The organism is Joostella sp., assembly GCF_048266025.1.
In the GTDB taxonomy this organism is placed as follows: Bacteria; Bacteroidota; Bacteroidia; order Flavobacteriales; family Flavobacteriaceae; genus Galbibacter; species Galbibacter atrarenae.
In genome coordinates, this window is record NZ_JBLXAF010000001.1 from 839,863 (window position 1) to 854,109 (window position 14,247).

Below are 14,247 nucleotides of genomic sequence, written 5' to 3' on the forward strand. Positions count from 1 at the left end.
AATTATACATGCATAATTTCAGAATCATCTAATATCTCGTTACCTCTAAGGCGTAGGAAGACTTGTGCAACAGCAATGACATCTTTCTCGCAATAAGTAACAATCTTATCAATGTCATTTTCCTTGTAAAAAACATGGCAAACCATACTTCCATCAATATCGTCTTTAGGCGATGGGATATTAAGTATGTTGGTTAATAGCTTTAAAGAAGTGTAGTGTTTGTAATCTCCAAACTTCCATAATTCCATAGTGTCAAGATGAGGTATTTCCCATGGTTTTTTCCCGAATAAATTTAATTTACTCGGAAGAGAGATACCGTGGATAATCATTCTTCGAGCTATGTAAGGGAAATCAAACTCCTTAGCATTATGGCCACAAAGTAATTTGTATGGGGATTCATAATGAGTTTCTAGAAGAATTTTGAACTCTTTAAGGATTTCTTTTTCCTCCCCATGAATGGAAGTTACTCTAAAAGTCCTATTATTTCCCTTAAAAGTAAAATAGCCAACAGATATACAGACTATAATTCCAAACTCAGCCCATATTCCTGCACGTTCATAAAATTCTTCAGGAGTATGTTCATCTTTTCTCTGATATTGCGTTTTATGAGCCCATAACTCTTTTTTGTCATCAGATAACTCGTTGTAGTCTGGAAATTCTGGCACCGTTTCTATATCTAGAAATAAGATATTTTCTAAAGTTACTTTATGAAGCATCTTTTAATGTTAATGGGTTATACTAAATATAAGACTTTTAAACTAACCTTTGGTTGGTTAGAACAGCGATTGCTGTATTGGTGGAGTTTCGTGCTCTAAAAGCCACTTTTTACGCCATAAACCTCCTGCGTAGCCAGTAAGAGAACCATCGCTGCCTATAACGCGGTGACAAGGAACAACAATCCAAAGCGGATTTTTTCCATTTGCTGCTGCTACCGCACGAATTGCTTTTACATCTCCAAGAGTTTTAGAAAGCTCTAAATAAGAAGTAGTTTTTCCATATGGAATTTCAAGTAATGCCTTCCATACTCTTTTTTGAAAATCGGTGCCTTTAGGGTTAGTTTTAAAATTAAACTGTTCTAAATCCCCTTTAAAATAAGCATTTAATTGTTCAACTGCTTCTGTGAGTTCAGTAGGAATTTCATCTGACGGTTTTACCTCATCATCTAAAACAGTAATTGCGGCAATTCCATTTTCGTCACCAATAATTTTTGTGCTTCCAAGTGGAGTTTTAATTATTGTCTGTTTCATCTTCATTTTCTATAGGCTTCTCGTAGATCCCCATTCGCTCTGCGCGCATCTGCCAATTCCTTCTGGCAAGTAATTGTAAATCTTCAACATTATCACTTTCGTCTACAATTTCTAAACCAAGCATCGTTTCTATAATATCTTCCATTGTTACCAATCCGCTGATGGAACCATACTCATCAACAACTAATGCGATATGATCTTGATTTCGGATGAATCTTTCAAATAATTCTGGAAGTGGAATATTACGTTTAGCAATAAGGATATCTCTACTCAAAGAACTTAGTTTCTCATTACCTTCTCCGTTAATAATAGCCTCCAATACTTGGTCTTTTAAAACAAAACCAGTAATGTTATCAGCATTATTTTTATAAACGGGAATCCTTGAAAAACGCAATTTTGGATTGCTTTTAAAGAAATCTTCAATTGTTATGTCTTCAGAGGCTGATTTCATAACCGTTCTTGGGGTCATAATATCTTTAGCTAGAATTTTATCAAAACGAACAAGGTTTTTAATCATAGTAGATTCCGATTCTTGGAAAACACCTTCTTCTTGTGCAATATCTGCCATAGCCGAAAAATCCTCTCTACTGAAAACAGATCCATGAGCACTTTTACCTCCTATTAATTTAGTAGTTAGTTTTAATAACCAAATAATACCTGTCCATTTTAATGGAAAAATCATAATAGTTAGTGCTTTGGCAGTAAAATTACCTAAGCGCCTCCAGTAAGTAGCTCCAATAGTTTTTGGGATAATTTCTGAAACAACAAGAATTAATATGGTCATAATAGCAGATACAACTCCCACAATATTAAAGCCTAAAATATCAACTTTATATGGTAATTTTTCAGCTTGAACACCAACTAAAATGGCACCAACAGTATGCGCAACAGTATTAATAGTTAAAATAGCAATAAGTGGAGCGTCCACGTTTTGCTTTAACTTCTCAAGTGTAAAAGCATAAGCTTTACCTTCTTGTTTTTTTACATTTATAAATGTTGGAGTAACGCTCAAAAAAACAGCTTCTAAAACCGAACATAAAAATGAAAAGAAAATAGAAACAAGGGCAAATAATATTAATAATCCCATATATATATGATTTATAGCGAATTTAAGTATATATCTAGTAAGAACCAAGATAGTTTTTTGTAATGCCTATGGATTACAAAAAACTGTTTAATAAGTTAAGTATAAATTGGGTTATTCCCCTAGACTTAATTAACTTATTAAACAGTTAGATTTTTATTTCTAATCACATGGTAGACATTACCAACCTACATATTTAGGAGGTTTAATATTGTTTAGGTTTAAGTAAACAATAAGTTGCCCACGGTGATGGGTAACATGGTCTTGGAGTAGATTTAGAATTTGAAGTTTTGATTTTTCACCTTTAAAGAAATCTACTTTTTCTTCTAGCTTATCATCTGGAACTTCTATTACTGCTATTTTAACAGCATCAAACGATTCTGTAATTGCTTTTATAAGCTCTTCTTTGTTGATACTCTCCGTTTCTACCTTTGTGATATCAGCATCAAAATAAGTTTTTCCTAGCCAGTCCATATTTTGTCTTATGTGGATTAATTGCTCTTTAAAACTCATTTCTCGTTCTGTAGGCTTGTAACTATAATTATCCTCAGGCATACTTTGGGCAATTTCTAATAAATAGTTTTTAGAATTTTCCCATTTTTCATTGAATGCTGCCACAGAACCCTGTTGAGCATTAATCGAATATGTAACAAAAGCGAAAACTATAAAAAAAATATTTTTCATCTTTTAGGAAATCAGTTTCACTACATCTTTTGCAAAATAACTAGCGATCATATCTGCACCGGCTCTTTTTATAGCAAGTGTTTGCTCTAAAACAACCGCATCGTGGTCTAGCCATCCTTTTTCGGAAGCCGCTTTAATCATAGCATATTCTCCACTCACTTGATATACTGCAACGGGAACTTCAAAAGTATTCTTTAAATCTCTAACGATATCTAAATAGCAAAGTCCTGGTTTCACCATTACAATATCTGCACCTTCATCAATATCCATTTGAGTTTCTTTTATCGCTTCTGTGCGATTTGCAGGATCCATTTGGTAGCTTCTTTTATCTTTTGGAATGTCTTTAGCATCAACAGGAGCAGAATCTAAAGCATCGCGAAACGGTCCGTAAAATGCAGATGCATATTTTGCGCTGTAACTCATAATTCCAGTGTTTGTAAAACCTTCATTTTCTAACGTTTCACGCATTTTTAAAATTCTTCCATCCATCATATCACTTGGTGCTACAAAATCAGCTCCAGCTTGTGCATGTGAAAGTGACATTTTTGCTAATACTTCCGTAGAAGCATCGTTTAAAATTTGTCCGTTTTCAACAATGCCATCATGTCCATACGCAGAATATGGATCCAATGCAACATCCGTCATGATTAACATTTCTGGAACTGCATTTTTTACTGTTTTAACGGCACGCTGCATTAATCCTTCTGGGTTTAAAGCTTCAGTCCCTCTATTGTCTTTTAAATTTTCAGGAACTTTTACAAATAGTAATACTGATTTTAACCCCATTTGCCACAATTCTTTTACTTCTTTCTCCAGTAAATCTAAACTGTAACGAAAGTAATTCGGCATAGAAGCAATTTCTTCTTTTATGTTTTTACCTTCCACCACAAATAAGGGCACTAAAAAATCGTTTGGGGTAATGATTGTTTCTTGAACGAGGCTTCTTATGGCTTCGTTAGATCTTAAACGTCTATTTCTTCTTAAAGGGAACATATAATTATTTTTAATTTCTATTAATCATTAAGCTCTTCTATTTTGAGCTTGTCATTTATTTTGTCTGTTGTTGTGGTTAAAATTTTTGGTGGTTTAAATCGATATCCAATATAGAAATCTACATAGGTGATATTATCGTCTAATTCGACATGATTTTTCCCGCTGTACCTCAATTTTGATAAGTCTGCATGAATACCACCGAAATAGCGATCTAAGGTGAAGCCAAATACTCCATTTGCAGAAATACTAAATAAAGATGTTACTATAGAATTGCCACCAAAATTATTATAATTTAATCCTACACCAACCGAAGCACCAGCAGATAAGAACATATGGTCGTTTATAACATAGCTGTATTGATATGCTGGAACTACAGAGATATTAAAAGAATTCGCATTATGGTCAAAACCGCTAGACTCCATTACAAAATTTGTGTAGTCGTATGCTATTTTAGGAATAAGACTTCCAGCGCTTTTTGCTTGCCATTCCCGCTGACCAATGGTTGCTCGATAAGAAAAGTTATCGTTTAAAGAGATGGCTGTAGAACCTTGAAATTTATTAGTCTCGAAATAAGGGGCGTTATAATTTTCAGCACTACTTTCAATGGTAAATCCACGTTGGTGGTAAAAACTAAGGGTTTGGATGACGCCTTTATAGAAAAATCTAAAATTCATATTATAGATTTCTGCATCTTCATTATCGTCAGTATCATTTCCTGGGAGGAAGTAAGGGGAAACTCCTAGTCCAAACTCTATAAACCGATATTGAAACCCTAATGAAAGGCGTTGTTTTAAGTTAGGAATTATATCATAAGTTGTTTTATTACCACTTTCATAGTAATTAAAACTATTGGAAACGTCAATAAAAGATAATTTTAATCCAACAAGGCTATTGAACTTTTTTATATAACCATCATCCGTTAAGCTATCTTCTTGAGCAAAGCAGCTTAAGGTGATAAAAAATATAATGCAACAAGCCTTTATTTTATCCATTCTTTAGGGTTTTCCAATACTTGGATTAGTTTTTCTTCATCACTTCCTTTTTCAGGGTGATGATCGTAAACCCATTGCACATGTGGAGGTAAACTCATTAAAATACTTTCAATACGACCATTGGTTTTTAATCCAAAGAGTGTTCCTTTATCATGTACAAGGTTAAATTCTACGTAACGTCCACGGCGAATTTCTTGCCAATTTCTGTTCGCTTTAGAATGGGGGATAGTTTTTCTTTTTTCAACAATAGGTACATAAGCTTCTAAAAAGTTATTACCTACTTCTGATACAAAGTTAAACCAATTTTCGATATCCATATCTTCTGAAGCTTTGCAGTAATCAAAAAATAAACCTCCAATTCCGCGGGCTTCATTTCTGTGTGCATTCCAGAAATACTCATCGCATTTCTTTTTATATTCTGGGTAGAATTTTTTGTTGTGCTTATCGCAGGCTGTTTTGCATGTTTGATGAAAATGAATCGCATCTTCATCAAATAAATAATAAGGAGTTAGGTCTTGGCCGCCACCAAACCAACTATCTATAATATTTCCTTGCTTGTCATACATTTCAAAATAGCGCCAATTGGCATGAACCGTAGGAACCATCGGACTTTTTGGATGTAATACTAAGCTTAATCCACAGGCAAAAAAGTCGCAATCTTCTACTTTAAAATATGCTTGCATTGCTTTTGGTAGCGGCCCATGAACAGCAGATATATTAACACCTCCTTTTTCAAAAACAGCTCCATTTTCAATTACTCGTGTATGACCGCCACCGCCTTCTGGGCGTTTCCATAAATCTTCTTGAAATTTAGCTTTACCATCTACTTCTTCTAATTTATTGGTGATTGTATCTTGAAGTTCTTGTATATATTGATAGAATTTTTCTTTCATGATTTATGCTTTATAAGATTCCGCTTTCTGTATTTTCTGAATTAATTCAAATGAAAAAATTTTGCTTTCCACTTGGGCATATTCGTAAATGGCAATTGCTTTGTCTGCTAGGTTGCGTTGGTTTTTATCTGCCTCAACTTCAATAATTTTCAGTAATAAATCTCCCAATTCCTCATAGTTCTCGAATGATAAATTCTGAGTATGAAGCTTTTCTAGCAGTATGTCAACATTTGTTTCTATAATAAACTTTAAAGATAGTAAGTATGCCTTCTCTAACTGTTCGTCTACTTTTGGTCTTTGTTCTTTTTCCCATAAACTAGGAACGAATTCTATCTTTAATAAGCTCTCCAAAATGCGACTTAAGCGCTCATTTTCTTCATCTTTTAATCCTTTACTAAGCATGATCTCTAAAGGTTATATTTTACTATTTATCAATAAAAACAAGTCTATTTGGCATTGATTTTATCTCTTCTAGGCTTGTTATGTGTATTGCTTTATCAACATTATTTAAAAGATATGAGACTATGGTGTCTCGACTTTTTAGAGGCTTACCTTCTTCATGTAAGTATATAAACCAATTTCTTCCGACTTGATTGTTATGTAAATCCATAGCCCTTTCTAAAGGGCTATTTTTAAATGCATCTTCATGCCAATCGGTTATATATTTAGCCCAATCAATAGACCTTTCAATAGATTTCCCAGCTTCTATGCTATATAATGTAATAAGCATATTCCATAATGCATGGCGGAAAGCATTGCCAACATTGTTTTTATGATGGTCGTTTCCAAAATGCTCTGTTGTTATCCTAATACAATCTTTAGTAGCCTTCATAAAGCAAAAGAAAAAGGTGAATTTCGTAATGGCAATACCGAAAAGCTTTATAAGTTGACTTATAGAAAGTGATCTTACAATGCCACGGAAATCCATTTACTTTTGCTCGTATTCTTTTACAGCTTCAATAAATGCCTTTGCATGATCTACAGGGATATGTGGTAAAATACCATGTCCTAAATTTACTACATATTTATCTTTTCCAAACTCGTCTATCATCTCATGAACCATTTTTTTGATGGTTGGGATAGGAGATAATAACCTTGTAGGGTCAAAATTACCTTGTAAAGTAATATTTCCGCCAGAAAGATAACGCGCATTTTTAGGAGAACATGTCCAATCTACACCAAGTGCCGAAGCTTTACTTTTTGCCATATCACCTAAAGCAAACCAACAACCTTTTCCAAAAACAATAACTTCTGTTTCGTCTGCAAGAGCTTCCACAATTTGATTCATATATTTCCAAGAAAATTCTTGGTAATCTACAGGAGAAAGCATTCCTCCCCAAGAGTCGAATATCTGTACAGCATTTACTCCATTTTTCACCTTTTCTTTAAGATAAAGAATGGTAGTGTCTGTAATTTTTTGAAGTAATGCATGTGCTGCTTCTGGTTGAGAGAAACAAAATCCTTTTGCGAGGTCAAAGTTTTTAGAACCTTGCCCTTGCACGGCATAACATAGAATAGTCCACGGAGAACCAGCAAAACCGATTAACGGAACTTCATCATTAAGCATTTCTTTGGTAAGCTTAATAGCATCCATTACATAACCTAATTCTTCATTAATATCTGGAACAATAACTTGCTCCACATCTTTAGCAGAACGAATAGGGTTTGGAAGCCACGGACCAACACCAGGTTTCATTTCTACGTCTATATTCATAGCTTGTGGAATTACTAGAATATCAGAAAATAGAATTGCAGCATCTGGCTTTACAATTCGGATTGGTTGCACTGTAATTTCTGCAGCCAATTCTGGAGTTCTACAACGTGTAAAGAAGTCGTATTTTTCTTTTAATGCCATAAATTCTGGCAAATATCTACCTGCTTGGCGCATCATCCATACTGGTGGTCTGCTTACAGTTTCTCCTTTTAATGCTTTTAAAAATAAATCGTTTTTTATCATGGTTTCAATGCTAAAGATGCTATTCTGTTACTTAAAATGTTTTATTACTTGTACAAGTACGTTTTCTACGGTTGTTCTATTGGCAGTAATAATATTATTGGTATGTTTTCTCGCTGCTGCTTCTGTTGTTTTTCCTAAGCAGAAAACAGTAGTGTCTTCAAATAAATTTCGCTGAGAATAACTTTCTACAGCGCTTGGACTAAAAAAGAGGACACCATCATAGGTGCGAAACATATTTTTAGAGGTTAATTGCGTTTCATAAACCTGAATTTCTTCTAGTTTAATATTGTTTTCTTTTAATAGTTTAGGTAATTCTTCTTTACGGATATTTCCGCAGAATAATGTAAAATCTTTTTCAGAATGATAAGCTACAATCCTTTCTGCTAATAGTTGTGCTTGATAGGCTTTTTCTACAACCGTAAACCCATGATGCTTAAGCAGGGCTTCCGTTTTATCGCCAACACAAAAACAGTTTTTAATAGTAATGTTATGATCTGCAACAGACTTTACTGCGTTCTGACTAGTGAAAATAGCATTTTCTATTACTTGGGGACATTTAAAATCTTGTGATTCGATTTTAATAAAGTCCTCCTCAATGCAATTTATTTCAGCTTCCTCTAAAATATTTCTTTGGGTTGTGGTAAGCTTTTTAGTGCTTAATATCTCTATCATATATCAAACTCATTTAGTCATTTCTTCTCCAAAACTAGAAATATCTTCGTTCCTACCAAAGACAATAAGGAGGTCGTCTTTCTGAATTTTGGTATTGTTATCTGGCAATCCGATTACTTCTTTTTTCTTCAACTGATTTCCTAAAAAATTCTTTTTATTGCAAGGTCTTATGATTGTAACAATCGTTAAATTATATTTTTTTCTGAACTCTAACTCTTGCAGTGTTTTATTTTGAAATGAATCGTTAACTTTTACTTCAGAAATAGAATATTCATCATCTAAATTGAAATTATCGAGTACATTTTTCAGGTTGATTTTTCCTGTGAGATTTGCTGCTGCTTCTTGCTCCGGATGAATTATATTTTCAATTCCCATTGCTTTTAAAACAGTATCGTGCACAGGAGATAGCGATCTACTGATAATTTTAGCTGATGTCTTATCTTTTAAAATTGCAGTAGTAATAATTGCTGCACCTTCATGTTCTCCGATGGCAACAATAGCTATATGGGCATCTTTAAGCGGAAGAGCGTCGTAAGCAAGCTCGTTGGTAGCATCCAAACAGATGGCGTGGGCAATTTTATCTTTTAAGATATTTACCTTTTCCATTTTTAAGTCCACTCCAATAACTTCGTTACCAGACTCTGTGAGCTTTAAAGCTAGCGAGCTTCCAAAGTTTCCTAAACCAAAGATGATGATTTTCATATTAACATAAATTAGTTAATTAGTATATTTTCTTTTGGATATTCGTAGAACTGATTATTCATTTGCCTCAATACGCCGATAAGAATATTTAACATTCCTATTCTTCCAATAAACATCACTACTATTATAACAATTTTACTGGGCACACTTAGTGTAGGCGTTAAGTTTAAACTTAATCCTACCGTACTGTATGCAGAAAAAGACTCAAAAGCTATTGAAATAAGATCTCTCTCTGGCTCAAAGAACAGCAAAAGTAAAATAGCAGTTCCAATGGTAATTAGAGATATGGAAAGAATAGCAAATGCACGGTTTAATGTAGCATTATCTATGCTTCGGGTGCCAATCTCAATTTGTCTTTTGTTTGTTGCAACTGCAAATATATTTAGTGTTGCCAATGCAAAAGTTGTTGTTTTTATACCTCCAGCAGTAGAAGCTGGCGATCCTCCAATCCACATCAATAAAATTACAAAAAGTATAGAAGGCAGCGTTAAGTCGGCATAATTAATAGTATTAAATCCTGCTGTTCTAGGTGTAACCGATTGAAATGCCGTAGCAGTTATTTTACCAAATGTTGTATTGTGTTCAGCTAAAGTATTGGAGTTTTCATTAAAATAGAAAAACACAAACCCTGCGAGTAGCAATATAAGGGTAGTGCTGATTACAATTTTTGAATTTAATGTAATTACCCGTACTAAATTTGCTTTATTATTCCTGCTGATTAAATTTTTAAAATATGTTTTTATATAATTATAAATGTTGAAAACTATATTGTACCCCAATCCTCCGAAGATTATTAATAGCATAATTACCCATTGAAAAGGATAATCGAAACGCAGGGTTTCATTAAATAATCCATCTGAAGCGTTTGAAAAACCAGCATTACAAAATGCTGAAATAGAATGGAAAATACTAAAGAATATAGGGTGGTCTATATTCGTAAAATCTTCAATAGAGGTGTAAATAAAAATAGCTCCTAAACCCTCTAAAGCGAAAGTAAAGAGCACGATATTCATTGCAAACTTTAAGGTATCTTTTAATGTTTCCGAAGCAACAAAATCTTTAACATAAAGGGTTTCCTTAAAAGAAGAACCTCCTTTAAAGAAATATGCAAAAAATGAGGTAAAAGTTAAAATACCCAAACCTCCTAATTGGATTAAAAACAAAATAACACCCTGCCCAAACACGGTAAAATCTGTTGAGGTATCCATAACTGCCAAGCCTGTAACGCAGACTGCACTCGTGGAAGTAAAGAAAGCATCTATAAAGTTTAATTCGCCTACGGTAGTTGCCTTTGGGAGCATTAATAGGAACGCTCCTATTAGGTCAAATATAAAAAAGCTACCTACAAATAAGATAGCTGGATTAAAATATAAGCTGTATAAATACCGTATTAATATGGTCAACCTCAAAGTGAGGTAGAGTAATAGGGCGCCTTCCAGAAATGGCTTTATTTTAAAAAGATATTGCTCCAAAACGTGTTCTGAAGCTACCACATAAACGCCTATACTTAAAAGCACTACAGAAGCAAAAATAGCAACGTATGTAAGGCTAATAAGTTTACGGGTTTTATCTTTCTGACTAAAATAGCGGTATAAATTGGTTGCTAGCAGCGTTAAAATTAGTACGCTAACAATAATTAGCTTGTGAGTTCTAAATTTCTCGTACACGAAAAAGCCAAAATCAAATATGAGAAAACTAATGACGATAAAGTCAATAATTAAAAAAAATAGCCTTTGTGGACTTACTTTTTTCACAAGCTCAATTCTTTTTTAAGTTTTTTCATTATTTCTTCCCCTCCTTTACTTAAAATCTCCTTAGCGCAAATAACGCCAAGATCATCGCAGTGTTCAATTAGGATTCTTTTTTCAATAGTAACTTTTTGTTTACCATCCAAAGAAAACAATCCACCAGTAAAGGTAAGGTAATCAATATCTATTTCTGCAATTGCTCCAATTGGAGCTGTACAGCCACCCTCTAAAGTACTTAAAAATTCTCTTTCAATTGTGGTGCAGATGTCCGTTTCATAATGATTGAGCCTTTTTAAGGCTTCACGACAGAAGTTGTCTTTCTTTAAGGCAACAACCAACATCGCTCCTTGTGCAGGAGCAGGAATCATCCAATCTAAAACCGTGTGATTTTTAGGCTTGAGATTTATTCTCTCTAAGCCAGCAGCAGCAAATACTGCTCCATCCCAATCGTTATTTTTTAATTTCTCTAAGCGCGTGTTTACATTCCCACGAAGATCAACAACGTTATGTTTTGGGTATTTATTAAGCCATTGGGCTTTTCTGCGTAAACTCCCAGTTGCAATGGTTGCATTTTTATCTAGTTCTTTTGGAGTGTCTTTGTGTAATAATAAATCACGATTATTAGCACGCTCCAAAACAGCAGCTTTTACAATGCCTTGAGGTAATTTTGTAGGCACATCTTTCATGCTGTGTACAGCAATATCTACAGTACCGTTAAGCATAGCAACATCTAGCGTTTTTGTGAAAACACCAGTAATTCCTAATTCATGTAGTGGCTTGTCTAGGATAAGGTCGCCATCAGATTTTACAGGAATAATAATTGCTTCGAAACCATTTTTTTCTAAAAGGTCTTTTACGTGGTTAGCCTGCCATAGTGCCAATTCACTATCGCGAGTTCCAATTCTAATTACGTTGTTCATTTTGAAGTTTCTAATTGAAACACTTTTTTAATTAGTTCTATACTTTCGTCTGAGGTGTTCGAACTATCTTTTAAATGATTGGCGAAGTGTGTTGTTATCTTTTGAATGATACGATTACTGATGATTTCTGCCTGCTCGTCATTAAAATCATTAATTTTCTTACGTTGAAAATCAATTTCAGCATCTTTCATCGTTCTTAACTTCTTCTTCAAAGCTTTAATTGTGGGGGCAAATTTCCTTGTTTCTAACCAATGTTTAAAATCAGTCTCGACCTCTTTGATGATTACTTCAGCCTTAGGGATATATAATTCTCTCTTTTTAAGCGTATCATCAGTCATTTTTGATAACTGATCTAAATGTACTAAAGTTACATTTTTGTGGTCTTGCACATTAGAATCTACATTTTTGGGGATTGATAAGTCCAAAATTAGTAAATCTTTTGATGTATGGATAAGATCTTTTGTAATAGTTGGATTTTGTGCTCCAGTTCCTACAATTAGAATATCACTTTTTCGAATCTCTTCCTGTAAATCGCTATAATCTTTAACGATAAGGTTGAACTTTCCAGCGATCTTCTCTGCTTTATTTTTTGTTCTGTTGATTAAAACAATATGTTCATTTTTGGTGTGCTTCACTAAATTCTCACAAGTATTCCTTCCAATTTTACCTGTTCCAAATAATAAAATATTCTTATTTGATACATTCGGCACTTTGGCTAGAATATATTGAACAGAAGCAAAAGCTACAGAAGTAGCACCAGAAGAAATTTCAGTTTCATTTTTAATTCGTTTACTAGCCTGAATTACACAGTTACATAAACGCTCTAAAAAATGATTGGTAATTCCTTTTGCCTTCGAAGCAGCAAAACTTTGTTTAATCTGACTTATTATTTCGAAATCTCCGAGAATCTGACTGTCAAGACCTGTTCCTACTCTAAATAAATGCGAAATAGCATCGTTGTTTTTATAAACGTATCCTATTTTTTGAAACTCTTCAACGGTACCGTTAGAGTTTCCACAAAGTAATTGTATGAGTTGAAATGGGTGTTGAGCAAATCCGTAAATTTCTGTTCTATTACATGTAGAAGTTACGAGGATGCCGTCGATACCTGCTGATTTCGCCTGATCTAACAGTGCGTTCTTTGCAGTTTCATCTAAGCTAAATTTACCTCTTAATGCAGCATCAGCCTTTTTATAGCTAATACCAATGATGTAAAATGAACTATGTTTTGAAATGTTATAAGCTTCCATTCAGTTTTTTCTGATGTCGGGACAAATTTATATTTATTACTTTTATAAAAATAACGCTAGAAGAACTTTTTATGTCGCTTTAGGAAAAATACTCTGTTTTGATGAAACATCTCACAAAATGTCTTATTTTCGCAGTGTATTAGGGTGTTGTGAAGATGTCTGTTTAGAACTGTTCTAAATAAAGAACGTAAATATGAGTTTCATTTAACGTTGAAAAAATAACGCTATAAGTGCTATGGAAGAAATAATTATTGAAGAAGGATTTACAGTATTGAAAATTCAAAATGAAGGAAATGACATTCAGCATATTACAAAAAATATTGACAGTAGTTTTCTTCAATTTCATTTTTGCTTGAAGGGAAGTTCTATTTTTAATTTTAATGAAGGGAGTTATGCTTTAGACTTAAAAGAGGAAGAAGCTTTAATACTTTATAATCCACAGCGAGATCTGCCGATTAACTTAGAATTAAACTCCAAAACGTGGCTTATTTCTATATTGATCCCTATTAAAAAGTTTCATTCTCTATTTTCTACGGAAGCAAATTACATTCACTTTTTAGATGAAGATAATATAGATAAGAAGTATTATAATACGACACAAATCACACCGATTATGTCTGTTGTACTTAGTCAGATAATGAATTATAACCTTCATAAGTCCATAAAAAAATTATATCTCAAAGGAAAAGTATATGAGTTACTTGGACTTTATTTTAACAGGCCTGAAGATGCAGATACAGAGCAATGTCCTTTTTTAGTTGATGAAGATAATGTAAGACGCATCAGAAGAGCAAAAGATATTGTAATTGCAAGAATGGCAGAGCCACCATCTTTACAAGAGCTTTCTGATGAAATTGGATTAAATTTAAAGCGTTTAAAAGAAGGCTTTAAACAAGTATATGGAGATTCTGTGTATAGTTTTTTATTCGATTATAAGATGGAGTGTTCAAGAAAAATGCTTGAAACAGGCGAGCTAAACGTTAATGAAGTCGGATTAAAAGTTGGGTACAGCACCGCAAGTCATTTTATTGCTGCTTTTAAAAAGAAGTATGGCACTACTCCAAAAAAATATATAATGGCATTAAATCAATAAACCTTAAAAACC

At 33.5% G+C, this 14,247-nt stretch carries 16 protein-coding genes; 1 reads left to right on the forward strand and 15 read right to left on the reverse strand.

All coding sequences use genetic code 11. The annotated features are described in order from the left end of the window. Positions 1-2: 2 nt before the first annotated feature. From ACN0TY_RS03575 to hemA, 15 genes are all read right to left on the reverse strand, one after another. Positions 3-716, reverse strand: a complete 714-nt coding sequence (locus ACN0TY_RS03575; protein WP_417443382.1) for a 3'-5' exonuclease — start codon at positions 714-716, stop codon at positions 3-5. Between the two features lie 57 nt (positions 717-773). Further along, the gene (locus ACN0TY_RS03580) at positions 774-1,247 is read right to left on the reverse strand and encodes a methylated-DNA--[protein]-cysteine S-methyltransferase (RefSeq protein WP_417443383.1); all 474 of its coding nucleotides are present in this window, start codon (positions 1,245-1,247) and stop codon (positions 774-776) included. Then, positions 1,228-2,334: a CNNM domain-containing protein gene (locus tag ACN0TY_RS03585; RefSeq protein ID WP_236957677.1), complete on the reverse strand. Its 1,107-nt coding sequence runs from the start codon at positions 2,332-2,334 to the stop codon at positions 1,228-1,230. Before ACN0TY_RS03585 ends, ACN0TY_RS03580 begins: the two co-directional genes overlap by 20 nt. 177 nt (positions 2,335-2,511) lie before the next feature. Continuing rightward, positions 2,512-3,015 carry a DinB family protein gene (locus ACN0TY_RS03590; protein ID WP_417443384.1) on the reverse strand — a complete coding sequence of 168 codons (504 nt, stop codon included), beginning with the start codon at positions 3,013-3,015 and terminating at the stop codon, positions 2,512-2,514. A 3-nt stretch (positions 3,016-3,018) separates the two neighbouring features. Continuing rightward, positions 3,019-4,008, reverse strand: a complete 990-nt coding sequence (gene hemB, locus ACN0TY_RS03595) for a porphobilinogen synthase (RefSeq protein ID WP_417443385.1) — start codon at positions 4,006-4,008, stop codon at positions 3,019-3,021. A 20-nt stretch (positions 4,009-4,028) separates the two neighbouring features. Then, complete coding sequence (locus tag ACN0TY_RS03600; protein WP_417443386.1) at positions 4,029-5,000, reverse strand: DUF4421 family protein; 972 nt, start codon at positions 4,998-5,000, stop codon at positions 4,029-4,031. Beyond that, positions 4,988-5,893: an oxygen-dependent coproporphyrinogen oxidase gene (gene hemF / locus ACN0TY_RS03605; RefSeq protein ID WP_417443387.1), complete on the reverse strand. Its 906-nt coding sequence runs from the start codon at positions 5,891-5,893 to the stop codon at positions 4,988-4,990. Before hemF ends, ACN0TY_RS03600 begins: the two co-directional genes overlap by 13 nt. A 3-nt stretch (positions 5,894-5,896) precedes the next feature. Next, positions 5,897-6,295, reverse strand: coding sequence for a hypothetical protein (locus ACN0TY_RS03610; protein ID WP_417443388.1), 399 nt, complete (start codon positions 6,293-6,295; stop codon positions 5,897-5,899). Positions 6,296-6,317: 22 nt separating this feature from the next. Next, positions 6,318-6,821, reverse strand: coding sequence for a DUF6973 domain-containing protein (locus ACN0TY_RS03615; protein ID WP_417443389.1), 504 nt, complete (start codon positions 6,819-6,821; stop codon positions 6,318-6,320). Next, positions 6,822-7,850, reverse strand: coding sequence for a uroporphyrinogen decarboxylase (hemE, locus tag ACN0TY_RS03620; RefSeq protein WP_236957684.1), 1,029 nt, complete (start codon positions 7,848-7,850; stop codon positions 6,822-6,824). It abuts the gene before it with no gap. 27 nt (positions 7,851-7,877) lie between these two features. Further along, positions 7,878-8,522 (reverse strand): uroporphyrinogen-III synthase, encoded by a 645-nt coding sequence (locus ACN0TY_RS03625; RefSeq protein ID WP_417443390.1) that lies wholly within the window; start codon positions 8,520-8,522, stop codon positions 7,878-7,880. 9 nt (positions 8,523-8,531) lie between these two features. Continuing rightward, on the reverse strand, positions 8,532-9,224 hold the full coding sequence (locus ACN0TY_RS03630; protein WP_236957686.1) for a potassium channel family protein: 693 nt from the start codon (positions 9,222-9,224) through the stop codon (positions 8,532-8,534). A gap of 11 nt (positions 9,225-9,235) precedes the next feature. Then, on the reverse strand, positions 9,236-10,978 hold the full coding sequence (locus tag ACN0TY_RS03635; RefSeq protein WP_417443391.1) for a TrkH family potassium uptake protein: 1,743 nt from the start codon (positions 10,976-10,978) through the stop codon (positions 9,236-9,238). Then, entirely contained in the window at positions 10,975-11,892 is a 918-nt protein-coding gene (gene hemC, locus ACN0TY_RS03640) for a hydroxymethylbilane synthase (protein WP_417443392.1), read from the reverse strand. The genes ACN0TY_RS03635 and hemC overlap by 4 nt, the downstream gene beginning before the upstream one ends. Beyond that, positions 11,889-13,142 (reverse strand): glutamyl-tRNA reductase, encoded by a 1,254-nt coding sequence (hemA, locus tag ACN0TY_RS03645; RefSeq protein WP_236957689.1) that lies wholly within the window; start codon positions 13,140-13,142, stop codon positions 11,889-11,891. Before hemA ends, hemC begins: the two co-directional genes overlap by 4 nt. Positions 13,143-13,377: 235 nt before the next feature. On the opposite strand from hemA, the gene ACN0TY_RS03650 reads away from it, so the two are divergent. After that, entirely contained in the window at positions 13,378-14,235 is an 858-nt protein-coding gene (locus ACN0TY_RS03650; protein WP_236957690.1) for an AraC family transcriptional regulator, read from the forward strand. Positions 14,236-14,247: the final 12 nt, after the last annotated feature.

What these genes read in the sequence shown, in the direction of transcription:
- ACN0TY_RS03590 (WP_417443384.1), bottom strand. Translation starts at nt 3,015, where the DNA reads ATGAAAAATATTTTTTTTATAGTTTTCGCTTTTGTTACATATTCGATT.
- ACN0TY_RS03585 (WP_236957677.1), bottom strand. Translation starts at nt 2,334, where the DNA reads ATGGGATTATTAATATTATTTGCCCTTGTTTCTATTTTCTTTTCATTT.
- hemB (WP_417443385.1), bottom strand. Translation starts at nt 4,008, where the DNA reads ATGTTCCCTTTAAGAAGAAATAGACGTTTAAGATCTAACGAAGCCATA.
- ACN0TY_RS03615 (WP_417443389.1), bottom strand. Translation starts at nt 6,821, where the DNA reads ATGGATTTCCGTGGCATTGTAAGATCACTTTCTATAAGTCAACTTATA.
- hemE (WP_236957684.1), bottom strand. Translation starts at nt 7,850, where the DNA reads ATGATAAAAAACGATTTATTTTTAAAAGCATTAAAAGGAGAAACTGTA.
- ACN0TY_RS03580 (WP_417443383.1), bottom strand. Translation starts at nt 1,247, where the DNA reads ATGAAACAGACAATAATTAAAACTCCACTTGGAAGCACAAAAATTATT.
- ACN0TY_RS03630 (WP_236957686.1), bottom strand. Translation starts at nt 9,224, where the DNA reads ATGAAAATCATCATCTTTGGTTTAGGAAACTTTGGAAGCTCGCTAGCT.
- hemC (WP_417443392.1), bottom strand. Translation starts at nt 11,892, where the DNA reads ATGAACAACGTAATTAGAATTGGAACTCGCGATAGTGAATTGGCACTA.
- hemF (WP_417443387.1), bottom strand. Translation starts at nt 5,893, where the DNA reads ATGAAAGAAAAATTCTATCAATATATACAAGAACTTCAAGATACAATC.
- ACN0TY_RS03600 (WP_417443386.1), bottom strand. Translation starts at nt 5,000, where the DNA reads ATGGATAAAATAAAGGCTTGTTGCATTATATTTTTTATCACCTTAAGC.
- ACN0TY_RS03625 (WP_417443390.1), bottom strand. Translation starts at nt 8,522, where the DNA reads ATGATAGAGATATTAAGCACTAAAAAGCTTACCACAACCCAAAGAAAT.
- ACN0TY_RS03610 (WP_417443388.1), bottom strand. Translation starts at nt 6,295, where the DNA reads ATGCTTAGTAAAGGATTAAAAGATGAAGAAAATGAGCGCTTAAGTCGC.
- ACN0TY_RS03575 (WP_417443382.1), bottom strand. Translation starts at nt 716, where the DNA reads ATGCTTCATAAAGTAACTTTAGAAAATATCTTATTTCTAGATATAGAA.
- hemA (WP_236957689.1), bottom strand. Translation starts at nt 13,142, where the DNA reads ATGGAAGCTTATAACATTTCAAAACATAGTTCATTTTACATCATTGGT.
- ACN0TY_RS03650 (WP_236957690.1), top strand. Translation starts at nt 13,378, where the DNA reads ATGGAAGAAATAATTATTGAAGAAGGATTTACAGTATTGAAAATTCAA.